The organism is Rothia sp. HMSC067H10, assembly GCF_001810635.1.
Taxonomy (GTDB): Bacteria; Actinomycetota; Actinomycetes; order Actinomycetales; family Micrococcaceae; genus Rothia; species Rothia dentocariosa.
In genome coordinates this window covers 189,780-212,419 of record NZ_KV802313.1, presented here as the reverse complement: position 1 = coordinate 212,419, position 22,640 = coordinate 189,780, and the positions used below count along the sequence as shown (strand labels likewise).

Genomic DNA, 22,640 nt, shown 5'->3' with positions numbered 1-22,640 from the left:
AACCAGTAGTGAGCACCCATAAACAAGATTCCCCGAATAAGGATCAATCAATGGATGATTATATGGACTCCATTGAACCGGGAGGGTATTACAAGGTGTACTTGAAGAATGTGCAGCTTGGTTCTCTGGGGCTGACATCGGTGACTCGGTTAGAAAAAGCGGAGCTTCCCTAAAAGAAACGAGGTTTTTATCTTTTAGAGAGGAGGGGTGTGTTCGTGTATTCTACACGAGCACACCCCAGGGCGTATGTTTTTGGTAACTTATTTTGCTAGAAGATTTAAAAGCTACGGTAAAGAAGGGTATTGGGTTATGGGTTCTGCGTTTTATGGTCTGCTCGGTGGGTTTTTGGTGAACATCATGCCCGGGGCCAAACGCAAACAAGGACTAGAAACCCTAAATGTGGAACAGCATCGCCCACCGATTGCCTATATCATCAGCTACGGGATACTCTTCATCGCCTTTATAGCTTTCCCCATATATTACGACATAAAATATGGTCGTTTTTATGTAGAGGCTCATATTCTTAGTCTTATTGGTTTTGGTATACCTGGTTTTATTTTTGTGGCTCATTGTCATAACTATTACCACTGTTTCACAAAAACCGGGATACGCTGGCGTAACTGGCGACGGAAAGTCCGCTACTTCGACTACCACAGCATCTACAAAGTCTCCTATGAACAGACGAGGAAGAACGGGTGGGTGAAGATCAGAAGTACCCAGCTGCCCAAGCACATCAAGTTGGGGTTTGATACGAATCAGTTTGATGCGACCATTCTTTATGCTCAGTTGCAGTATCGTGTGGAGACTGGGGTTTGGGTGCAAGGTGTGGGAGGATGAACGATTCCAGCTAATCCTCTCTGGTAGGCCGGGGGTACGGTTTTTACAGGATCATGCTTGGGTTAAACCCCTCGAAATCCCTCGTGAGAATGGGTAGGGTTCTGTGGGTTCTGATGCTTCTATCCTGTTTGCGATGGTTTTGTCTCGGGTGGAGCATAAGGAATGGCCGCAAAACCTGAATGCGCAGCGGGTTGAGGAGTTGGTGGTTGGTTTTGGGTCGTATGAGAAGATGTTTGAGCACGTTAATCGGTTGGCGTATGAGAGAAAACTCGAATTAGATTAACTGGGTTGGCGCCTATGACCCCGTTTTGTTTGGGGCGAGGTGGCAGATATTAATTGTGCGGGCACTCCGGTCTTGTCTCGGAGCGCCCGCATATGTCATGTACGGTGAGATTCGGTGTGGGTTTTTGTAGGAAGGTAAAATCAGCCCTGATAGGTTCCGTCAGAAGTACATCTCTGTGATAGCTCCCGTTTGGTAGATACTTTTAAGTAGGGTTTTACATTGATATGGGTTATATCAGGATAGAAAGATAGGTAAAATCTCATGCTTGATAAGATTCTTATCGGTGCAGCAGCTGGGGCAGTTACCCAGGCGATGCCTGGTGTGAATAATCAAACAGGAACCCTGTCTCTAAATAGAATACAGGGCAGGCCCACTCTTCTTGGTGTATTCGGGTGGGCGGGTATAGCTTTATCCCTTGTCATCCTGCCGTTGTATTTTGATATCACCACAAAGTTTGATATTGCAAATCATGTTATTAGCCTTTTTGTGGTCATAATACCTGCTATTGCTCTTATTAATTATTATATTTTCTTTATATGCTACCAGAAAGATCGTATAATTTGGAGAAATTGGAGGGGCAAGAAGCGTTTTATTCGGTATGACAGTATCAAATATTTTAGTTTTGCAGATACTAATAAAGGAGGATGGGTACGCTTCAAAAGCTACGAGCATCGTGTGCTGTTTCGGTATCTAGTTTTTAAGTTTTCCCATGCTCAGTTTGATAGTGATGTTCTGTACGGACATATTATGTACAGGTCAAAGTGTGGACGATGGCCTATGTCATGGGAAGAACTCGAAGAAAGCGGATTTCTTGCGCCTGGGGTTGCTTGTGATTATGTGCGGTCACAGTTATATTTCAAATTCTAAAAAAATCTATGTGCAAAAAGGCAGTGGGAAAGGAGATAGATTATACCCGTGGCATATATAAATACATATGGTAATATTTATAATAGAATAAAAAAATTAAGAAGGTGATTACACAATGATAAAACTAAAGTCAAATCTTTCATGGTTCCGACAGAAATATATTATTGTGCTTGTGCCGTTGGGATTTTTATTATTTTTTGGTATATATTTTGGGGTTTCGGCTCACAATAAGAATAATCCAATCATTAAGGAATGCACTGTTACCAAAACCGAGGTCAAAAGACATGATTCGGTATCAACCAACTCTCCAGAAACCACGTATAGCCTGTATATAGACTCATCGAACTGCCCTCAGATGGTATGGACCGATATTGGTGAGAAAGACGCAAACTATTATCATAATCTACTAAAGGAAGGGAAGAGCTACAAATTTGGGCTTCCCAGGATTGTTCTTTTTCCTGGTACTGAAAATAGTATTGTGAGGATCTATGTCAACGGGTCTTAGATATTCATGAGATATAAGAATATTAAAGAAACACTGCTAACATGCATCATTGTTGTCGTTGCTGTAAGCTTTTATGCGTTTTTATATTTTCTTTCGCGTGATGATAGTGCGGGGACTTACAAGTACTGCACCCTCGAGCATGTTGATGTGCACGATCGGGGTGGTCTGGTCTCGGGGAATACGGATTATAAGCGTGTAGCAGATTTTAAGACAAAAGAGTGCGGGAATTTACATATGTCGGATTCTCCTGATCCGAAGAAGTCTATGGACGAGTATGCGGGATCTTTGGAGGTCGGCGGGTATTATAAGGTGACACTGCTGGATTTTCAGGTTTTTAACTCTGGGTCTACGTCTGTGACAAGGTTTGAGAAGGCGGATCGCCCTTTATAAAAAGGGAGCAGGGATTTGAGGGAAGGTAGGTTGTGGTGCCTCCTGCGTTGATTGGGTTGTTAGCGGGTCTTTTCGTTCGGAATGTTCCCTCGCTGAAACGTACGATGGGTCAGCCCGTGCTCGGGGTCAAACAGCACCGACCTCGGATAGCCTATATCGCTGGCTATGCTCTGTTGGTAGTAACGCTAGTCCTTACCCCTATATTTTGTGGTGTCATGTTTGGTGATTTAGGCGCTTGCTTTATTATCATGTTTGTTCTTGGCGGACCCCTGGTGATTCCGTTTGTGAATCATTGTCATGCGTTTTATATCCAGCAAACCGTCTCGGGAGTCTACTGGCGGAACTGGCGGTGGAAGATCCGGTATATGCCATATGAGAACATCAGCGAAATCCTGCTGCAAAGTAATGGGAAGAACGGGTACCTACGGGTACGCAGCCGCAACATCAAGAGGGTACGGCTGAGTTTTGATCCGTGGCAGTTTGATGCATCTATCTTATTTGCGATGGTTTTGTTTCGGGTGGAGCATAAGGAGTGGCCGCGGGATCTGACTCCTGAGCGGGTTGAGGAGTTGGTGGCTGGTTTTGGGTCGTATGAGAAGATGTTTGGGCGTATTGAGCGGTTGGCGTATGAGAAAAAACTCAAACTAGACTAACTGAGTTAGCGCCTACTGACCCCGTTTTGCTTGGGAAGAGCTCAAAGAAAGCGGGGTCCTTGCCTCTGGGGTTGGTCGTGATTATGTGCGGTCACAGTTGTATTTCAAATCCTAATCAGGGAGTTTTAGTGAGTCTCATTGACTTTACAGATATACTATCGGCGATACCCGACCTTATTGGCGATATCATATCCAGCCCAAGCAGTAAAAAGCGTAAACGCTCTGCCATTGCAAAGAGTATCGAAAATATTCCTGATGATAATATTGAAAAATTTGCAAAATCCATCATACCCAAGAAACGACGACCTTCCTTAATTTTATTCATAGTGGGAGCAGGTTTATCCTTGTTTTCTCTCGCAATATTTATATTTACAATCTACTTATATTTTGAAGATAAAACCCTGGACTCTACAGATATAGCAGGATTAATCATGTATCCCATCCTTATAGCATGCGGTATTGTAGGAATGCGAGTTGGAGGCTGGTCCTATACGCATTTCAGACTGCAAGGGTTCACCTACAGAAATAAACCGTTTAAGAGCACCCACTTACAATACGATGAAATACTGGGATACACTTACGTTCAAGAACCCAAAGAGAAAATAACCTTATATCACAAAAATAATAACGTGACACTATCTATCGGCAGTCAAGATTTTTCATATCTGATGAGCCAGATAATCTTCCGTCAGACTCATGGAAGGTGGGCCGTGATGAACGCGCGGGAAGACCTGCGAGAGATTATATACACCATGGACGACACCATTTATGCACCATGGCTCATCAACCATCCCAAAGCTATGTTTTCCTGAGCATCCAGGAACACCGTCCAGAGGTGAGTGCCCACAGATTTCATTCAGTACCTATGGAAACCTACGTTTACCCAAGTGAGAGTACTGTTCTTCTGAAAACCTGCTAGTTACACGCAGAAACTATACTGATACATATAAATATTGTGCACCTTCCACCCCTAAAAGGTATCTCTGATGGACCTTGAGACCAGAATCTATAAATACAGCCTCATGGTCGGAGGGGCACTACTCACGGTATTATTTCTCCTTTGCACCATATTCTGCACCTTTATGGGGCCAGGGATAGGCTGGGGCGCGTTGATGTTTGTGAGTATGCTGATCAGCATCGGGGTGTTCTATACCGGTTGGGATACGGGCCGGAATCGCCCGGAAGAGCAAGAACCTCAGAGCCAAGAAACCTCTGATGCAGAGCATCATGAAGAATCATAACTAGCTTCTAATATTGGCTAGGGGTGTGTTCGTATATTCTGCACGAGCACACCCCTCTTGCTCTATTTATGTCCTGGTGAGGTTAACAAGGCTCTCTGAGATTACGTGATGAGCATATAAGGAAAAGGTACAGTTTTGAAAAGACGTATCAGCAGATATGGCGGGTTAGAAAGAGGGCTATGAGATGGAAAACGGTATTTTAGGTAGTCTGCTTGGCGGCCTACTCGTCGGAGCTATGCCCGGCATCCAACGTAAAGGTTCACATGTCTCCGTCGGGGTGAGGCAACACCGCCCACGCTTTGTCCTCTACCTCGGATGGGGAATATTACTTTTTATCCTAATACCCTTTCCTCTTTTTATAGATATTATGTTTGGGTTCGACCTTGGCATGCATATTTTTATATTTATATTAGGTGCCCCTATGGGGCTGGTAGTCATTATTAATTACTATGTGCTCTATATCCGGTTTGATGAGCACTCGGTCACTTGGCGTAACTCCCTCGGACGCACCTATACCGCACCGTATACCTCGATTGATAGGCTCACGTATCTAGATAACAACCGCAACGGGTGGATTCGTATTATTTTTCGGGATCAGGGCAAGCGTAAGCGGCTGAGTTTTGATCCGGGGCAGTTCGATGGCACGGTGATTTTTGGTCATATTTTGTATAAGGTGCGTACGGGGGAGTGGGCCTCTTCGGTGCAGCAGTTGTCGGAGTCTGGGTTTTTAGAGGGTCGGGAGTCGTTTGAGGCGTTACGAGAGATCCGATTCGTGCGCAACTTACAAGCCTCAGCACCTCATACCGCGTAATCCCCAGGCGCATCAGCAAAGCCTGCAATCTCCCCGCGCCCGCACCCGTGGAACATAGTTTGCCCTAAATGGGTTCTTCCGGTGTATGCACTCTATAATAAATGGGCAATAATCACCGACTGAAAGATAACAACATGCTGACTACTTCTGTATCCCGCCGCGGTGCTCTAGGCGTCTTGGGTCTTGGTTCTGCCGCGTTCTTGGCGGCGTGCTCCTCCTCTAACTCGAACGGCAACGGTGGGGAATCCGGCGCATCGGCTTCCTCGACGAGCACCCGCAGCGACTATAGCGGCGAGGCTAAAATCGACAAGTTCGATACCTCAGCTGGCACCTACGAGCCCGCAACTCGTGAGACTCCCGCTAAGAATGTTCCCAAGCCCATCAAGCCTGAGAATATGAACGAAAACTCCGTCGCGGGTCTGTACTCTTCGATCGCATTCATCGGCGCGGCTTTGCAGTACGCACTGCAGACCGGTGATGCATCTTTGATCAAGGAAAGCGGCTTGAGCGATGAAGATAAAGAAGAATTCATTACGGCTGACTTTTTGAAGCAAATTGAAGAAGGAAAGAATTGGGTGGAAGACCCCAAGGTCGTGATAACCCTTGTGGATGCGCAGCCCAAGCAAGAAAACGGCACCTACACCTGGGCATCAACAATCAAAATGACTCCCGGAAGTTTCGTTGTCGTTGATGGGAAAGCGCAGGATGCTCCTGCAGAGTCTCCGGCTCGGAAAGTGACTTTCAAGGGAACCTACTCCAATAACAAGTGGAGTATCACGGGTAGTAATGACACCAGCGGTTCCGACAGCTCCGCATCCCACGATACCCAGGACAGCTAATCACTAGCTCCACATATAGAGCGGTGTCCCCCGGAATTTCTATATGTTCCAGGGGACACCGCTTTTTGCATTAGGGGTTCAGAACCCTATGTGTAGAAACGGGCGGCAACCCGCGCTACCGCAAAGATTCAGTACCTAACGCACCCGTGTAAGAAGCCTTCTTGCCTTACCACAGGCTTGCGAAATCGAGCACCATACGCCCGTTGATCTTGCCTGCGTTCATCTCCTCGAAGATCTGCGGGGCCTCATCAACCTTGCGCAGCTGCACTACGGGAACCACCAGCCCGTCTGCGCCGAACTGGAACGCTTCGGCAAGATCCTGGCGGGTGCCAACCAACGAGCCGAGCACGCGAATACCGTCAAGAACGACCTTCGCGATGGACAGCTCCATCTTCTCGGGGGGAAGACCCACAGCCACCACGCTACCCCCGGCACGTACGCTCTCAACCGCCTGGTTAAAAGCGACCTTCGATACCGCAGTTACCACGGCGGCTTGAGCGCCACCATCAGTTACTTCACGAATCTTTGCCGGTACATCCTCAACCTCACGACCGTTAATCGTGACGTCGGCACCGGTTTCGGCGGCAAGTTGCAGCTTGTCATCGTTAATATCGACGGCAATAACCTTGGCACCGAAAACCTTCTTGGCGTACTGCACCGCCAGGTTGCCCAGCCCGCCAGCGCCGTAGGCGACCAGCCACTGACCGGGGCGTATCTGCGATTCCTTAATCGCCTTATAGGTGGTTACGCCCGCGCAGGTAATCGAGCTTGCCTGCGCCGCATCCAGGCCTTCGGGAACCTTTACGGCATAGTCTGCCGTGACAAGGGCATACTCACTCATGGCACCGTCCACGGTGTAGCCCGCATTCTTGACGGTACGGCATAGGGTCTCCCTGCCGGAGGTGCAGTATTCGCAGTGCCCGCATCCCTGGAAGAACCATGCAATAGAGACACGGTCACCGGGCTTGAGCGATTCAACGCCTTCACCAACTTCGGTGACAATACCAATACCCTCATGCCCCAGGACGCGCCCCGGAACCTTACCGAAATCACCCGCCGCAACGTGCAGGTCGGTGTGGCAGACGCCGGAGTACTCTAGCTTCACGAGCGCCTGACCGTGCCCCACCTCGGGCACGGGAACATCAGTGACATTTATCGAGCCATCAACAACGTCAGGGACAACTACAGCTTTCATGGGAACCTCCCGTGTACTAGCTCACTATCAATGTTCGTTTAATCGTAAAGCTCGTATAGAGATTTTTCTACAGTCCGGTGATATATTCAACCGCTAATACGGAATGGTACTCATGAGCGATTTTATGCCGTGCCGCAGCGCCTCTCTAGGAAGTCCACATAGAGAGCAAATAGATAACGAAATGATGAAGACGTGTCCAGGAGTCCGGGGTTCAACAAAGCTCTAAGATACAATCGACGTAATGTCTCTGGTATGGAGCAACAAACTGGGAAGTTGAGGCTTATCTTCCGCCCTTGACTGCGCAGTTTTGGGCAAAAAGATGTGCTGAGGCCCGGAACCTCGCTCGTAACCGCATCCCTTGAGAGCACCGATGAAAGGGCAAACATGCCAACCCGTTTACCCCACCATGTCTCCCGCCGCGCCGCCTTGGGTGTGCTGGGCGCAGGATCTGCCACCGTCGTTGTCGGATGCGCCCCCGCCGTCAAACCCGCGGACCTCGGGCAGGGGAGCTCGTCCTCCGCGAGCTCATCGTCGTCAAGCGCTTCATCCTCCAGCTCATCATCGAGTGCATCTACTCTGCCCGGCAACTCGAAAAACACCGGCGATGTAAAACTCGAAAAGTACGACACATCCGCTGGCGAGCACCAGCCCGCAACCCGTACTGAGAAGCCGAAGAACGTTCCCAAACCCCTGCTCTCTGATAAAGCCAACGAGAAAACCATAGACGGGCTTTACGAAAACATCGCCTATATCGCGGCTTCTATGCAGTACCTCTTCCAGACCGGCGATATGGAGCCCTTCGAGAAATGCGCTCTGGTGTCATCCGAAAAGTCGAGTCTGTCCAGTAACACTAATGCTTCAGAGATGCTCAAAATGATCAAAGAAGGCAATGCCTGGCTGGACAACCCGACCGTTGTGTTCTCACTGAACACCTCCACCCCGAGTAGCAGCGGCAGCTTCTACTCCTGGGACGGCACGATGAAGATGAATATGGGTTCCTACGTCGTCGTGAACTCCATGAGTAAAGATGTGGAGTCCAGTAAACAACACGTTGATACGGATATTACCTTCGAGGCTCTCTATTCGGGCAGCTCGTGGACTATTCGCAGCAGCGGGGGTGCTGCTGGAAGCGGCGGATTCTCCATCTAAAACATTGTTGTTTTAGCGGCTGGGGTTTCTTAGCCTCACTAGATTTATGCCTTATTCGCTTTGAATAAGGCACATATGAAAGGAAAAAAGAATATTATGTCATCGTTGATCGTGACTCGCCGTAACGCAGCGCTGGGTGTGCTGGGTGCTGGCACAGCGGCCGCGCTCGCAGCATGTTCTTCGTCGAACTCAAACTCGAACTCCAGCGGCGGCTCGTCAAGCTCCAGTAAGTCGGAACCCGCCAAGGACTACAAAGGCGAGGTCAAGTTCGATAGCTTCGATACGTCGGCAGGGGAGTATGTGCCCGCAACCCGCACCGAGCCTGCGAAGAATGTTCCCGTTCCGAAGCTGCCGGAGAACGCTAACGAAAAGTCCGTCGAGGCTTTCTACGCGCATATCGGTTACTACGCTGCATGCATGCAGTATCTTATTGCTACGGGTGATGATACTCCCTTCCGTAATGGATCTTTTGGAGAGGCTGAAATTCAGGCATTTTCGAAGAATTCTGACATGCAAAAACTTCTACCCATTATTAAAAGTGGGGAGAGGTGGTTCGGTAATCCTAAAGTAATTTGCACTTTGGGAACTTCTCAGCCTGAAATCGCTGGTGACCGTTATAAATGGTCTGTTCAGATGAAGATGGATCTAGGCGAATTTGTAGCATCTCCTGAAGGTTCCGTTGACCTGCCCGCTAACGAGCGAGTCACCACAGAGAACGCTAACATTAGAGGCACCTACGCCGATAATAAGTGGAATATCGTTAGCACCGCCTAGTCGAATACGACACTATTGACTTGATGGTTTAAAGCCCCGCAAGATTTCTACAATCTTGCGGGGCTTTTTTGTATTCGCAAGAAAAGCGAGAGCGCTGATGTGCAGCACTGAAATGCCCCGGCGCGGCGCATTGCGCGAAAAAACTACCGTATTTTAAGACCCTAGAACGGCAGATATACGGGCTCCCGCAGTCCCGATACACTAGAGTAGAGAGAAACACCCATGGCGAGTTCATGCGCTCGCCACCCGTGCTTCCCGCAGTCGCCTGCCCTGCGGCGTTACGGAAGCCCCGAAAGGAACACCATGTCACCTCATGATGTAACCCGCCGTGCCGCACTAGGCATCGTTGGCGCTGGCTCTGTCATTGCTTTTGCCGGATGCGCCGCCTCCGTAAAACCCGTCGATGCCGCCGCTAGCGGCTCTTCAAGCTCTTCATCGTCAAGCTCATCGTCCTCATCCTCTGCATCGGCATCACCCTCGGAGAGCATAAAAGACTACGGTACTACTATCAAAAACGATAAGTACGATACGTCGGCTGGCGCGTATGAACCCGCAACGCGTGAACATCCAGCAAAGAATATCCCTAAACCTGTTTTAGATGATAAAGCTAAAGAGAACTCAGCAGATGGCTTTTACGCTAATCTAGTCTTTATGGCAGGTGCATTGAAGTACCTTTTTGAGACGGGAAGCGACGAAATGATTAATAAGTCTGCATTGGCACAAAGCGAAAAGGATGGTTTCTTAAAAAATGATCAATCCTCTTTCGATAGGATCAAAGATGGTGAGATTTGGTTTGGTAACCCTCAAGTAACGTTTGCCATGCGCTCTCCCCGTCCCTCAAAAGCAAGCGGTGGCGGCTACAATTGGGGCGGTATGATGGTCATCGATTTAGGAGAGTTTCGTGCCTTCCCTGATGGAACTAGCGAGGACTACACCGATGAAAAACAACGTAAGACAGAAACTTCGGTGTATTTTCAGGGTAAGTATTCTGATGGTGCCTGGCAGATCAAATCATTCTAGGTGCCAGTAATTGAATGGATAATTGTGCTTTTCAGAGCATATAGCTGGTCCCGCACGCATCGTATTGATGCATGCGGGACCAGCTTTTATGCGCACAGAAACATTCCAAAGACAGCTCTTACCGCCATAAAGAGGAATAAAACTGCCGCTATGTACACCTTAACGTGCCGCTATTGAATACGTGCACAGCACGCCAAATTTTTAGACAAGGTACCTTTTTACAGGGTCGATAACATCGCGCGGGGTGCGTGCCGCGCCGAGCAGCGGGTCTCCAATAGCCCGAAGCTCCCAGCCGCGACCTACGCGTGCCAGCAGGGCTACCATGAGCCCCGTATGCGAGCCCTTTTCCGTCATCGAAAAACGTGCCATCTCCTGGCGGGTAGCAACGTTTTCAACGCGCACAAAAGCGTTGTCAATGTTGCTGAACTGATCCCCGGAATATGAGGTAATCACCAGTGCCAAGAAAGCAACGCGCGCATCCACGCCCGGGAGGTTAATATCGATAACCTCGTCGTCGCCTTCGCCTGCACCCGTCAGGTTATCTCCGTGGTGAATAATAGAACCATTGACCGAGCGTAACGACCCGTAGAAAACGACCTCAAGCAGGTTACCTGCTGCATCATAGCCGATCACGGAAGCATCCAGATCGACCGCTTTCTCTTTGATACGCCCAAAGAGCCCCTTGGTTTTAATGGGATCCCAGCCTAAGCCCAAACGAACCTGGGTGAGCGAGCTGTCTTTCGAGAGATCTAGTTTCTGGCCTTTTGACAGGTTAATAGCCACAGTGCCTGTACCCTTCGTTAGTTATGTAGTCATGTAGTCATAAAAATACGGTGGGCGGATGCGCGGCGCACGCTGCGTCCGCATCGTCGCCCACCGTGTTGCTTGAGGGCTATGTGCCCTTGATCCTGCGGTTATGTGCTCTGCACCGGAGCGTCAGGTTCTGCAGTCTTTTCCGCTAGTGCTGCCTCCGCATGGTTTGCCTTGCGGGAGGAGATAATCGACCCGGCGATAAAGACGATGCCGGAAAGGCCGATCACGTAGTCGGGAATATCCCACTTGAGGGTTGCCAGAAGCATGAGCGCGAGAACGCCGATAGCCCAGTGCGCGCCGTGATCCAGGTAGCGCAGCTCTTGAAGGGTTCCCTTTTCGACCAGGTAAATGGTCATCGACCGCACGAAGAGCGCGCCCACGCCCAGGCCGATAGCGATAATAATGGGGTCTGAGGTTACCGCGAATGCGCCGAGAACGCCATCGAAGCTGAAGGAGGCATCAAGAACTTCTAGGAAGATAAACATGGAGAATGCTGCTTTACCAGTAAGTACGGCAACATTCGCCAGGGATTCTTCTTGAGATTCGTTTCGGTCTTCCATAAAGGTTGCCAGGCCGTTGGTCGCCAAGAAGGTGAGCATGCCCAGAAGCCCCGAGAGCAGAATGGTGTACTGCTCATGATGCTCGGCACCGAAAAGCTGAGAAGCCGTCACTAAGATAACCCCGGAAACCAATACAGGCATGGAATCAAAGTGCCCGGCTTTGGCGAGCGGTTTCTCGATCACGGATAGCCAGTGGACATCCTTACCAGCCTCGAAGAGGAAGGAAAGGAAGAGCATGAGCAGGAACATGCCGCCGAAGGAAGCGATGGTGTGGTGCGCGGATTCCAAAATGTACCCGTAGGTTCCGGGCGTATGCGGGTCGCCGCGTTCCATTGCAAGGTTCCAAGCTTCAACCGGACCTACGTTGCCTGCCAGGCAGACGATCAGGAAGGGGAAGATAAGACGCATACCAAAAACAGCGACTAGCACACCGACTGTCAAGAAGATATTGCGCCATGCATGCGACATTTTGTCTAGGTATTTTGCGTTCACACCCGCGTTGTCGAATGAGAAAACGATCTCAAGGACAATCAGGATCGCGGCGGATACCATGCCGACAATACCACCATAAAAGGCGGCACCTATAAGTGCCGCAAGGGTAATCAAGAGGTCGTATTTGAAGAATTTTAATAAAGCCATGAGGGCAGAAGGCTCTCCTTCGCGTTAGAGATAAGGCAGGTTGTTAAACGGTGAAACCGTAGGAGGTCAGCAGATGCGGCAGACCACCGGTGAATGGATCTTCTACGGCTTTGAAACGCCATTCGCCGTTGTGGCGGTACACCATTGCGAAGAGTACAGCGGGCGCTGCCGAGCAGTCTTCGGAAAGGTCGTAACGAGCGATTTCTTCATTCGTGTCGTCGTTTATCAGACGTACATAAGCGTTACGCACTACACCGAAATTCTTACCGGTTTTTTCGCCTTCGTAGATGGAGGCGAGGATGTGAAGGCGCTGTACCTTTGGGTCTACTTTATCGAGGTTCACGATAATGGTCTCATCGTCACCTTCAGCATCGCCAGTGCGGTTGTCACCGGTGTGGACGACCGCGCCATCAAGGCTGGTGGGATTGTTAAAGAAGATGAGGGATGCATCGTCAAAAAGGATCCTGTCATTTTCGTCGGTGATCATGACGGATGCGTCAAGGTCATAGGCTTCACCCGCGAGGGATAGGTCCCAACCCAGTCCGATGGTGAGGTTTTTCAGGCCCGGTGCCTCTTTGGTGAGATTGATGGGGTTTCCTTTGGTGAGCTTAATAGCAGCCACTATATTTTCCTTTCTATTTATGGTGTTGATATCCGCTGAGAAGGGCGATGGCACAGGTAACGTAACCATCCTCACTTAATATTAGCGTACCCTCCCCTAAATCCCGGGTTATGCGTATATCGGGATTGGTGAGCTGAAGATTCCTGCCGATCAGTTTTAAAGATCGCAGTAGCGTCAAAGATTTAGGGGGAATTGTCAAAACTGTGCCTGCTGCGTTGAGCGATATTTGGGTCATCCGAGAGGCAGCATCAGTTGGGGGAGCGGATGAACCCGACAGCATAGCACTCTCACCATCCCAGTTCAGCAGGAATGCAGTCATATCGGTTCCAGTAATACGCAGTTCTCCTACGGCGGCTTGTACCGCATCGAGCATAAAGAGACGTTCGCTCGGGTGAGCGTCGACGATATTGGGGATGTGACCCCACCAGTGCGGTTCACGCAGGTGTTCGGATGGGGGAGTTATGGTTTTTGCCGTGTCTGCAGGTTGAGAATGCTGCCAAGATTCAGCCGATTCCGGGGTGTAGGTTGCCGTCCCGCGAGATTTGCTCATATTTGGGGGCTTAATCTGCCGGTGCTGCATCGGCTGCGCTGTCCCGGATGCGCTCGGCGCTCGGTTCGCCTGGCGGCTTATACTCCGCTGAGTATGCTGCGCCCTCTGGTGCCCTTGCTGGTCAGGGGGAATATCTGCAGACTGCGGCCCCCGGTTTGCTGCTGCAGCAGCAGAGGGGGATGCTTGAGGATGCGCCTGCGGCTCAGGGTCCGCTATGTAGGCAGTGATAAAACTGTAGCGACTCATAACCCGAACCCTTGAAGCATGGCGGATACACTATGCCATTCATCGCACACAGCTCGCACTTTCCATTCACCGCGGTGCCGGTACACCTGCATCAGCCGTACCGCTGCGCTGCGACCTACCTGCACGAGTGGGGCACGGAACATTGTTTTTCCGGTGGTGGGGTTTATCATGCGTGCTCGAATCCCGCTGGCACGGTTGAGCCGCACGGTACTTTCCCCGTTTGTGAAGAGCACAACTTCCAGGGAATCTACGTCTTGGGGCACAGTGGGAAGGTGCAGATCGAACTGCACCTGGTCGTCGCCCATGAGTTCGCGGCGGCGAACACTGCCCGCACGGTCTAAGACCTGGTGAGCAAATACAAAGTCTTGCCGCGAAACAAGTTTGCTGTTCGAGGTGAGAAGTACCCCTGCCTCCAGAGATTCACGTAGAAGCGGTTCGTCGGTGCGCCACCGCAGTCCTACCAGCACGTGGTCAAGATCGGGTGTTTCCTGGGTAAGATTGACGTTCTGACCAATGCTCAGTTCCATTTATACCGCCATTCTCTTGCGCATGAACAGGGTGTGCGTTTCAAGTTCAAGGCTGTTATCTGCCCGCACAAGGTTAAGCGCTGTGACGAATTCCTGATTTGCATCAGTAAGAGCCTGCACCAGCTCGGAGGTTTGCTCCGGGGTGGGGTTGTGCGTGCGGGTGTAGGCAGTCAACAGATTCGGTACATAGGTGGTTAGCGCCGTCTGGAGTGTGTATTCCGTCGTTGAGGGCAGGGTTGCGCGGGTATCACTGCCCGTTTCTGCCGTTATTTTGCGGTAGGTTTCGACCATCTCGAAGGCGGGTACGAGTGCGCGCGGGGGTACAGACACGGCAAAATCCGCCAAATAATGCGAGGCATCATCCAACACATGCTGGGACTGGCGCAGGTGCGTGGGCTCCGGGGCAGAAGAATGAGCCGAGGCATACTCCTGCGCCGGGGCATCCGTGACGCTTTCTTGTTGGGAGCGGGACGGGGAATCGTCCGGCACACCGAAAAACCGTTTGATAACGCCCACGTGTGCCTCTAATTCTGGGTGAGCGCGCGGTTTGTGGGAGTTCCGCTGGCGTGTGCAGGGGATTCGGGGGCATTATTCCTTCGTGTAACGCGCTCAAGAGATTCTGCCGTCAGTTCGCGCAGCATCTGGTTCGACTGGGCGAATGCTTCTACCGCCCCCTGACGGAATGCGGAAACTTCGTCGAGTGCTTGAAGTACTTTTCCATGTGCCTGCGCCAAAACCTGCGGGTCGATTGCGGGTTGGGACGCCATCTGCTGGATGCGCGTAGCTTGCGAAGACAGCATGTCGGCATTGCGCATAATAGCGTTCTCGGTGGTTTGCTTCAGGGCGCCAAGCTGCTGCAGAACCGCTTCCTGCATGCCTAAGGAACGGGCGATATAGGCGGTCATTTTGTATGCCCATAAGGTGGTGTCTTCGGCGCGGCGGATACCGCGAATGAGCTCTTTGCCGTTGCTGGAGACAACATCGCTTGTCAGGTACGCCTGCCCGGCAATTTCAAGTTTAGTGAGCAGATCGCTGATGCGCTGTTCGGTCACATACAGAACCTTCTCGGTGTAGATGCGTGCGGTTTCTTCATCTCCTTCAAGACGAGTTTCTTCAGCGGCGGCACGCACCATATCGGAGAACTGTTGAAGAACTGCGATCTTCTCGTTCAAATCCGTCATGCCTTCCTGAAGTTTCTCGCGCAGTTTCACGAGTTCCGCCTGCTGCATGACGAGCGCATCGGTGGATTTTTTCAGTTTTTTGCTGATGCCTTCAATATTTCTGTTGACGCTGGCGTACTGGTAGAAGAATTTCTCGATTTTGCTTTTGCCGCGCCCTATCAGGCGTTTTGCGATGCCGCGTTTACCGGGGGTACCGTCAATCGCGCTGTAATCCAGCGAGTTGATTTGTGCACGCAGTTCCGCCAGGTTTTGAGATGCTTTGGTTTGTGGGGAGTCCGGCGCAAGCTCAAGCTCCTGCATATTGAGCAGGCGCTGGGTAACCATGTCGATGCCGTTGAAGGTATCGGAACCGTAGCTTGAAATCGTATTTTCGAGGGTATCGAGAAGTGAAGGCGACTTCAGATCGGTGTTGTTGAGAGTGATAGCCAGTTCGTCTGCTTCATGACTGATAGTTGCAACCTCAGGGGCACGCGTTTCCCGTTTTACAAGGTCGATAGCTCCCGCTTGGTTAAGTTTAGGCGGTGCTTGAGTTACGACCGGCGGGGCACCAACTTGGGGTTCGGAAGTAGGGATTTCAGCCATGAGATATCCTCTCGTCATGTCGGAACATACTCTTCTATGGTACTCAGCGCAGTGTGCAGAAGAACGTCCTTTCGTTAGAAAGCAATAAAAGTTGCATAAAAAAGTACCGGTATGCCTGTGGATAACTTCTCCAGTTTCTTCGTTGCGGAACGTAAAAACCTCGTTGTTTTATGGGTTATCTATAAAAATACGTGGAGGTCAAGATCGGTCTGCGAAGCACCGCTCCCGCTTTATCCTCTGGCAGAATCGAGCGAAATCTCACAGAGCGCATACCGTTGAAATCTGCTATAAACCTCTACTTAAGGTGGATAATGAAGGGACTTCTCGCATTTTGATGCCGCGCGAAAGGGGATTCACGGTGGAATATGTGCTAACACGTCGTTCCGCGCTGGGTGCTGCGGGTGCTGGTGCGGTGCTTTTTACGGTTGCTTCATGCTCGAATGAACGCAGTGACTATGCCGGAGAAGTCAAACTCGATAAGTACGATAATTCTGCCGGTAGTTTTGAAGCCGCCACACGAGACACCCCTCCCAAGAACGTCCCCAAACCTATCAAGCCTGAGAATGCAGATGAAAAGTCCGTTGCCGGATTTTACGCGAGCCTAGCCTATATCGCCGCCGCTATGCAGTATATGTTCGCCACCGGTGACACCGGTCCCTACGATGACAGTGCGCTCACCGAGGACGAGAAACACTATGTTCATAATTCCTCAAATGAGCAAATACTGGCACGCATGAGGGAAGGGCAAAACTGGTATGAGAACCCGCGCGTCACTATCTCCCTGAATACCGCGCAGCCCGCGATGGAAGGTGATACATACACGTGGGAAGGGAAGTTCTCTATGGAGTTCGGGAATTACCGCGTCGATCGTGGGCAGGTAAACGACCTAACGGAACGGCAAAAAAGTAATACCGAAGACATGGTTTTTAAAGGAACATATACCAACGGGCGCTGGAGCATTGAAACTCGGTCAAAGACCGTAGCCTCACAGAGCTCTACAGCTACACCATAGCGTTGTACCGTGCTTGGAAGGGATGCGCTCGGCGCTGGTTCTTGGGTGCGCGCAGGGACGATGAGAAAAATATAACAGCTTATGATGACGTCATATAACGCATGTTCGCACGGCTTAACGGCACAATAGTAAGGTACCCAGCCACATCACAGGGGTTTTAATCGTTGACGATTAAGACGCCGAAAGGAATGAAATATGTCAGAAAGATCCTATGATTTTTCGCGCCGAACCGCTCTTGCGGCAGCCGGTGCGGTGGGTTCGGCGATGATGCTGAGCGCCTGCGCCCCGAAAGTAAGAGGAATCGCATCCGAGCAGCAGAGTGCGGGGGCAACTGCATCCAGCTCTAGTTCCAGCTCTCCATCTAGTTCCAGTTCAAGTTCTTCATCTAGCTCCAGCAATTATGCAGGCGAGGTTCGCTTCACGAGTTTCGATACCTCGGCGGGCGCCTATGAGCCTGCCACGAAAGAGCATCCGTCAAAGAACGTGCCTAAACCGACGAAACCCTCAGATATAAACGATAAGTCGGCGGCAGGATTTTATGCGGCGATTGGCTATACGACGGCAGCAATGCAGTACGCCATGGAAACACTGGACTTTAGCCTTGTGGCGGATGCGTTTCCACCAGAATACAAAGATGTCCTGGAATCTAAATTTAACCAGCTGAAACAACAAACCACGAACAGTAAATCATGGTTTGGCGGCCCCAAATTTAAGGCGATTCTCAAGAGCCCGGAACCGACGATGAACGGTACGAGTGCCACCTGGGAAGGAACAATATCGTTTTCGCTGGGTACCTTTTACGGGCCGAGTGGAGTAAGCCGAGAGTCTGAGACAGAGACATCAGATACCCTCTACCGTGGAACCTATACGGAAGGGCGCTGGTGGGTTATCTACGGCAGCTCCTCGGGTTCGTCAGGATCTGGATCGTCTCAAGAATTTTCACTCTAGAAACACCACACAGATATTCGGGCTAAGAAGTCCGCACCATGAAAGGAAAAAGAATGTCCGCTCTACATGTCTCACGTCGCACCGCGTTTAGTCTGGCGGGTGCAGCCTCTGCGACCGTGGCGCTTGCTGCGTGCTCTAATGGCGATGGAAAGGATTACAGCGGAGAAGTGAAGTTTGACAGCTTCGAACGCTCCGGGAATTATGAACCGGCAACCAAAGACAAACCTGCCCAAAATGTGCCTAAGCCAGTTAAACCTTCTCAGATGAATGAAAAATCGGCGGCAGGATTCTATGCGGCGATCGGCTACCTTGCGGCTGCAATGCAGTACCTGTTGGAGGACCTTGAGCCCGAACCAATAATTGAAGTTCTGGGGGATTCACAAGGAAGTTATGACCAGTTTAAACAGATGAAATCGTCCAATCTCGCATGGGTCGTTAATCCTAAAGTCGTGATCTCCTTGAAGACTCCTCAGCCTAAAGTCGATGGTGATACGTACACATGGGATGCAAAAGGCACCATTAAATATGATGGGATCGGGAGCAGTGTTGATGCTGCACAGCAGGCGGGTAAAGATCAAACAAGCGATATAACTATCAAGGGAACCTATAAGGACGGTCAGTGGCGTATGACAGACCCAGAGACCACTTCAACATCCGGAAGCTCATCGAGCTCCGGGTCACTTTTCGGTTTCTAAATTTATTTAAGACCTGCTAGTTGCATCTGCATATGTGCCCAGGTTTCAGCATGAGCCTGGGCGCTGAAAGGAAACACATATCATGAACACACATGCATATCGTCTCTCACGTCGCACCGCGTTTGGTCTGGCGGGTGCTGCCTCTGCGACCGTGGCGCTTGCTGCGTGCTCTGGAAACGTTAGCGGAGTCAGCTCCCAAAGCGAGCGCACCGACTTTAGCGGCGAGATCAAGTTCGATAACTTTGACACTTCTGCGGGAGAGTACAAGCCCGCGACCAAGGATCGCCCCGCCGAAAATGTGCCGAAGCCGAAGAAGCCGGATAACGCTAACGATAAGTCGGCGGCAGGTTTTTACTCGTCTATTGGCTACCTTTTTGCATCCATGCAGTACTTCTTCGAGTCTTTTGACCCCGAACCCATGATGGAGGTTATTGCAGACAACACCGGGCAGAAGATTCCTGCAGCACAGTTTGAGCAGCTCAAGCAGATGGGTGCCGGGGGAGTCGTGTGGTTTTATGACATAAAAATTACCGGCAGCCTCAAGACCCCGCAGCCGAAGGTGGACGGCGACACCTACACCTGGGATGGAAGCCTTACTGTGAAAGTCGGCGGTATGAGCGGTCGTGGGGGCATGGGCCGGGAACTGAACCAGGAACAGAGCCAAGACGTTACGTTCAAGGGAATTTATAAGGACGGCAAATGGATGATTACGAACCCAAATCAGGATTCGACCTCGTCTAGTAGCGCTAGCCCGTCAAGCTCCAGCAGCTCCGGTTCGCTGTTTGGCATCTAGCGAAATTTTACGGTGAGAGTATTCATTTCTCGTTATCGTGATGGATAGCGGGTATATGCATATGCTGTACCTCCGATGATCGATACCACCCGAGTGTCAGGGCTTGGGTTCCGAAAGGACTAGCATGTCTTCATTGAATATCTCTCGCCGTTCCGCGCTTGGGCTCCTTGGCGCCGGTTCTGCGGCGGTGGCTCTTGCTGCCTGTTCCGGGGCAAATAATGCTGGCGGGTCAGGCTCCTCCGCATCCGGTGGTCAAGACCAAAAGGACTACAGCGGCGAGGTGAAATTCGACAACTACGACACCTCTGCAGGTAAGTACGAGCCCGGCACCAAGGAACAGCCCCCGAAGAACTTCCCCAAGCCCCTCAAACCAGAGCAGATGGGTGAGAAATCCGTTGCTGGTTTCTATGCGGCTATCGGGTACATGATAGCTTCGCTGGAATATTTCACAGGTGCCAATGACCCGGAACCTTTGTTGCAGGTTGCGGCAGATAACCAAGGGAATAAGATATCTCCTGATAATTTTCGGCAAGTGGTTGAGCAGAGGAAATCTCAAAAAACCTGGGCTGAAGATCTTATGATGGTGGCAATCTTGGATTCTCCGCAGCCTAAGATTGACGGCGATACCTACACATGGAACGGAAAGATCAAAGCTAGCAATGGTTCCTTCATCATGGTTAACGGACAAGTGATAGATATTCCCGAAGACAAAAAAGAGGAAGAATCACCTGCCATCTTTATGGGAACCTATAAAGGCGGCACCTGGTTGCTGCAGGATCCGAGCGCTGCAGGGCAATCTGGAGGTGCCCAGGACCAGCAGCAGGCTCCGCAGGAAGGCGCATCCGGCAACGGCGGGGCACAGTAGCAATACCGCGCAATCGTCTAGGAGAACCGAGTGTAGGTTCCTACTTAAAGAAAACCCGCAGGAAACACGGTGTTCTTGCGGGTTTTCCGCGCTCTTAGCTGAATCTTTGCTCAGGGAACACTTAAACCTCGCATGAATTTCTACATCATGTACACAATGGGAATATACCCAACCACAGTTTGCGCCTTGATGCACGGGTAAAAGGCGCTGAAAGGACACCATTTCGATGCCCTCCCACACCTCCCGTCGTTTTCCCCGCCGCTCCGCACTCGCGCTGTTGGGCATAGGCTCAGCGGGATTTATTGCCTCCTGCTTATCAAGAAACCAAGGATCTGCCACAAACTCTGACGAAACCCGCACCGACTTTGCGGGTGAGGTCAAATTCGATACATATGATGAATCTGCGGGAGCCTTTAAACCTGCAACTCGTGATCACCCGGCTCAGAACGTGCCTGTGCCCATCAGACCCGAGCATATGAACGATAAATCTGTGCAGGGGCTTTACAATACGATCGCCTATATTTCCGCCGCCCTCCAATATATGAACGCTACCGGCAATACCCGACTTTATGATGAGAGTGCCGCCGCAGAGCCGGGACATAGTGTCATGCGTGGCGAAAAAGACGAAAAAGCGTTCTCTTTAATGCGTGAAGGGCGCGTCTGGTTCGATAACCCCGCGGTCACAGTAACCCTCAAAACCTCCGAACCGACTATCAAGGGCGATACCTACACCTGGGAAGGAAAGACCACCCTTGATTACGGAACCTTTCAGGTGGGCGAGAAAGAGACCGTGGACCTTTCTCTCGCGAAACGGTACGAAGTTGCCCAGACCACCTTCACCGCGGTGCATCGTGACGACCGCTGGTGGTGTAAGGTGAGCGTTCCTGAAAAGATCGTGGGAGCACCCGAAAGAACTGATCTTTTCTCACATTTTAGGATGCGTGTAGAAGACCTAACCCCCACGCCGGTGCCTACACCGGAGGCAAAGAAATAAAGGCGCTGAGGGTGTTCACAATTACGAATGCGCGTACACAGCAAATATTCAGCTGAACGGCCTCAACCTGGGAATATGCAGAAATACCTGCGGCAATCCCAAGCATAAATCATGACACATGGCAGGATAGTTAGAGGTAACCCAACCACAAGGAGCGCTTAAGCTCTCTGCCCTAAACACGGATACCTTCATTATTATCCTGGCATAAGCAAGGCGCCGAAAGGAATACTATGAATATCCCAGCACATTATCTGACCCGCCGTTCCGCTCTTGGTGTGATCGGCGCCGGTTCTGCGGCGGCTGCTCTTGCCGCATGCTCAACCAGTAATTCTAATGGCGGCGGCGGTTCTGATTCGTCGAAGCGTGACGACTACAGCGGCGAGGTCAAGTTCGAGAAGTTTGATACTTCTGCCGGGAACTATGAGCCCGCAACCCGTGAGCATCCCGCAAAAAACGTTCCGAAACCTATTAAACCCGATAACCTGAATGATAAATCGGTGGAGGGCTTCTACCAGAATATTGCCTTTCTCATTGCTAGTCTGCAGTATCTCTATATGACGGCAGACGGCAGTGCTGTTAAGGAGAGCAATTTTAAAAACAAAGAACAAGCCCCAAAGATTGAAGAGCAGATGAAGTCTTCTGGAATGCCGGATAAGTCCTGGTTTGAGGACTTTACTCTCAAGCTTTCTCTTGATACTCCGCAGCCCAAGGTTGAAGGCGACAACTATACCTGGGAAGGAAAGGTATCAATAAATATGGGCAGCTTTATGGTTCAAAATGGGCAGGTGACAGATATCCCCGAGAAATCGCGGCGTCAGGAAGGATCGCAAACCTTTAAAGGCACCTATAAAGATGGTAAATGGGAAATTGACCTTGGAATGAGCAGCTCCGCAAGCCCCAGCGCCAGCGGTGGCGCATCCACTGGTTCCGGTCTGGGCGGATTCGGACTCTAACATCATAAAGCAGAAGGTCTGAGCAGAAAGGAAATATTATGTCTGATCAGTACGTTATTTCTCGCCGTTCCGCTCTTGGTGTGATCGGCGCCGGTT

27 protein-coding genes are annotated in these 22,640 nt (G+C 50.7%); 19 read left to right on the top strand and 8 right to left on the bottom strand.

The genetic code is table 11. The features are described 5' to 3' along the window. Positions 1 to 309: 309 nt before the first annotated feature. The 9 genes from HMPREF2756_RS06735 (at position 310) to HMPREF2756_RS06690 (ending at position 6,426) form a co-directional block, all read left to right on the top strand. A complete protein-coding gene (locus HMPREF2756_RS06735; protein ID WP_070619597.1) occupies positions 310 to 837 on the top strand; it encodes a hypothetical protein in 528 nt (175 codons plus the stop codon). 103 nt (positions 838 to 940) lie between these two features. Continuing rightward, positions 941 to 1,120, top strand: a complete 180-nt coding sequence (locus HMPREF2756_RS06730; protein WP_070619594.1) for a hypothetical protein — start codon at positions 941 to 943, stop codon at positions 1,118 to 1,120. Positions 1,121 to 1,381: 261 nt separating this feature from the next. Further along, positions 1,382 to 1,987 (top strand): hypothetical protein, encoded by a 606-nt coding sequence (locus HMPREF2756_RS06725; RefSeq protein ID WP_070619592.1) that lies wholly within the window; start codon positions 1,382 to 1,384, stop codon positions 1,985 to 1,987. Positions 1,988 to 2,726: 739 nt separating this feature from the next. Next, positions 2,727 to 2,882: a hypothetical protein gene (locus HMPREF2756_RS11500; protein ID WP_246825874.1), complete on the top strand. Its 156-nt coding sequence runs from the start codon at positions 2,727 to 2,729 to the stop codon at positions 2,880 to 2,882. 35 nt (positions 2,883 to 2,917) lie between these two features. Further along, entirely contained in the window at positions 2,918 to 3,535 is a 618-nt protein-coding gene (locus tag HMPREF2756_RS06710) for a hypothetical protein (protein WP_246825873.1), read from the top strand. A gap of 128 nt (positions 3,536 to 3,663) precedes the next feature. After that, entirely contained in the window at positions 3,664 to 4,347 is a 684-nt protein-coding gene (locus HMPREF2756_RS06705) for a hypothetical protein (RefSeq protein ID WP_070619580.1), read from the top strand. A gap of 174 nt (positions 4,348 to 4,521) precedes the next feature. Continuing rightward, positions 4,522 to 4,776 (top strand): hypothetical protein, encoded by a 255-nt coding sequence (locus HMPREF2756_RS06700; RefSeq protein ID WP_070619576.1) that lies wholly within the window; start codon positions 4,522 to 4,524, stop codon positions 4,774 to 4,776. A 421-nt stretch (positions 4,777 to 5,197) separates the two neighbouring features. Continuing rightward, positions 5,198 to 5,587, top strand: a complete 390-nt coding sequence (locus HMPREF2756_RS11495; RefSeq protein ID WP_246825872.1) for a hypothetical protein — start codon at positions 5,198 to 5,200, stop codon at positions 5,585 to 5,587. A gap of 134 nt (positions 5,588 to 5,721) precedes the next feature. Next, the gene (locus HMPREF2756_RS06690) at positions 5,722 to 6,426 is read left to right on the top strand and encodes a DUF6318 family protein (protein WP_070619571.1); all 705 of its coding nucleotides are present in this window, start codon (positions 5,722 to 5,724) and stop codon (positions 6,424 to 6,426) included. 166 nt (positions 6,427 to 6,592) lie between these two features. On the opposite strand, the gene adhP is transcribed toward HMPREF2756_RS06690, so the two are convergent. Beyond that, positions 6,593 to 7,621, bottom strand: coding sequence for an alcohol dehydrogenase AdhP (gene adhP, locus HMPREF2756_RS06685; protein WP_070619568.1), 1,029 nt, complete (start codon positions 7,619 to 7,621; stop codon positions 6,593 to 6,595). A gap of 384 nt (positions 7,622 to 8,005) precedes the next feature. Here adhP and HMPREF2756_RS06680 point away from each other — a divergent pair, with 384 nt between their 5' ends. The 3 genes from HMPREF2756_RS06680 (at position 8,006) to HMPREF2756_RS06670 (ending at position 10,564) form a co-directional block, all read left to right on the top strand. Continuing rightward, positions 8,006 to 8,770: a DUF6318 family protein gene (locus tag HMPREF2756_RS06680; RefSeq protein ID WP_246825871.1), complete on the top strand. Its 765-nt coding sequence runs from the start codon at positions 8,006 to 8,008 to the stop codon at positions 8,768 to 8,770. A 96-nt stretch (positions 8,771 to 8,866) separates the two neighbouring features. After that, positions 8,867 to 9,544, top strand: a complete 678-nt coding sequence (locus tag HMPREF2756_RS06675; protein ID WP_070619561.1) for a DUF6318 family protein — start codon at positions 8,867 to 8,869, stop codon at positions 9,542 to 9,544. A 303-nt stretch (positions 9,545 to 9,847) separates the two neighbouring features. Further along, positions 9,848 to 10,564, top strand: a complete 717-nt coding sequence (locus tag HMPREF2756_RS06670) for a DUF6318 family protein (protein ID WP_070619558.1) — start codon at positions 9,848 to 9,850, stop codon at positions 10,562 to 10,564. Between the two features lie 201 nt (positions 10,565 to 10,765). Here HMPREF2756_RS06670 and HMPREF2756_RS06665 read toward each other — a convergent pair whose 3' ends face one another. The 7 genes from HMPREF2756_RS06665 to HMPREF2756_RS06635 all read right to left on the bottom strand — a co-directional run bounded on the left by HMPREF2756_RS06665 (position 10,766) and on the right by HMPREF2756_RS06635 (position 16,284). Continuing rightward, a complete protein-coding gene (locus HMPREF2756_RS06665) occupies positions 10,766 to 11,347 on the bottom strand; it encodes a TerD family protein (RefSeq protein WP_070619555.1) in 582 nt (193 codons plus the stop codon). A gap of 131 nt (positions 11,348 to 11,478) precedes the next feature. After that, entirely contained in the window at positions 11,479 to 12,576 is a 1,098-nt protein-coding gene (locus HMPREF2756_RS06660) for a DUF475 domain-containing protein (RefSeq protein WP_070535756.1), read from the bottom strand. 43 nt (positions 12,577 to 12,619) lie between these two features. After that, positions 12,620 to 13,198, bottom strand: coding sequence for a TerD family protein (locus HMPREF2756_RS06655; protein WP_070535753.1), 579 nt, complete (start codon positions 13,196 to 13,198; stop codon positions 12,620 to 12,622). A 13-nt stretch (positions 13,199 to 13,211) separates the two neighbouring features. Continuing rightward, positions 13,212 to 13,994 carry a hypothetical protein gene (locus HMPREF2756_RS06650; RefSeq protein ID WP_246825870.1) on the bottom strand — a complete coding sequence of 261 codons (783 nt, stop codon included), beginning with the start codon at positions 13,992 to 13,994 and terminating at the stop codon, positions 13,212 to 13,214. Next, positions 13,991 to 14,521 (bottom strand): TerD family protein, encoded by a 531-nt coding sequence (locus HMPREF2756_RS06645; RefSeq protein WP_070619551.1) that lies wholly within the window; start codon positions 14,519 to 14,521, stop codon positions 13,991 to 13,993. Before HMPREF2756_RS06645 ends, HMPREF2756_RS06650 begins: the two co-directional genes overlap by 4 nt. Continuing rightward, the gene (locus HMPREF2756_RS06640) at positions 14,522 to 15,037 is read right to left on the bottom strand and encodes a hypothetical protein (RefSeq protein ID WP_070619548.1); all 516 of its coding nucleotides are present in this window, start codon (positions 15,035 to 15,037) and stop codon (positions 14,522 to 14,524) included. 8 nt (positions 15,038 to 15,045) lie between these two features. Then, positions 15,046 to 16,284 carry a toxic anion resistance protein gene (locus tag HMPREF2756_RS06635; RefSeq protein WP_013398268.1) on the bottom strand — a complete coding sequence of 413 codons (1,239 nt, stop codon included), beginning with the start codon at positions 16,282 to 16,284 and terminating at the stop codon, positions 15,046 to 15,048. Positions 16,285 to 16,618: 334 nt separating this feature from the next. On the opposite strand from HMPREF2756_RS06635, the gene HMPREF2756_RS06630 reads away from it, so the two are divergent. From HMPREF2756_RS06630 to HMPREF2756_RS06600, 7 genes are all read left to right on the top strand, one after another. Next, positions 16,619 to 17,296 carry a DUF6318 family protein gene (locus tag HMPREF2756_RS06630; protein WP_246825869.1) on the top strand — a complete coding sequence of 226 codons (678 nt, stop codon included), beginning with the start codon at positions 16,619 to 16,621 and terminating at the stop codon, positions 17,294 to 17,296. A gap of 195 nt (positions 17,297 to 17,491) precedes the next feature. Continuing rightward, positions 17,492 to 18,244, top strand: a complete 753-nt coding sequence (locus tag HMPREF2756_RS06625) for a DUF6318 family protein (protein ID WP_070619541.1) — start codon at positions 17,492 to 17,494, stop codon at positions 18,242 to 18,244. A gap of 53 nt (positions 18,245 to 18,297) precedes the next feature. Continuing rightward, positions 18,298 to 18,939 (top strand): DUF6318 family protein, encoded by a 642-nt coding sequence (locus HMPREF2756_RS06620; protein ID WP_246825868.1) that lies wholly within the window; start codon positions 18,298 to 18,300, stop codon positions 18,937 to 18,939. An 82-nt stretch (positions 18,940 to 19,021) separates the two neighbouring features. Then, the gene (locus HMPREF2756_RS06615) at positions 19,022 to 19,732 is read left to right on the top strand and encodes a DUF6318 family protein (protein WP_070619536.1); all 711 of its coding nucleotides are present in this window, start codon (positions 19,022 to 19,024) and stop codon (positions 19,730 to 19,732) included. Positions 19,733 to 19,856: 124 nt separating this feature from the next. Further along, positions 19,857 to 20,597, top strand: a complete 741-nt coding sequence (locus HMPREF2756_RS06610) for a DUF6318 family protein (RefSeq protein WP_070619534.1) — start codon at positions 19,857 to 19,859, stop codon at positions 20,595 to 20,597. A gap of 226 nt (positions 20,598 to 20,823) precedes the next feature. Then, the gene (locus tag HMPREF2756_RS06605; RefSeq protein WP_070619532.1) at positions 20,824 to 21,591 is read left to right on the top strand and encodes a DUF6318 family protein; all 768 of its coding nucleotides are present in this window, start codon (positions 20,824 to 20,826) and stop codon (positions 21,589 to 21,591) included. A gap of 230 nt (positions 21,592 to 21,821) precedes the next feature. After that, positions 21,822 to 22,544 carry a DUF6318 family protein gene (locus HMPREF2756_RS06600; RefSeq protein ID WP_070619530.1) on the top strand — a complete coding sequence of 241 codons (723 nt, stop codon included), beginning with the start codon at positions 21,822 to 21,824 and terminating at the stop codon, positions 22,542 to 22,544. Positions 22,545 to 22,640: the final 96 nt, after the last annotated feature.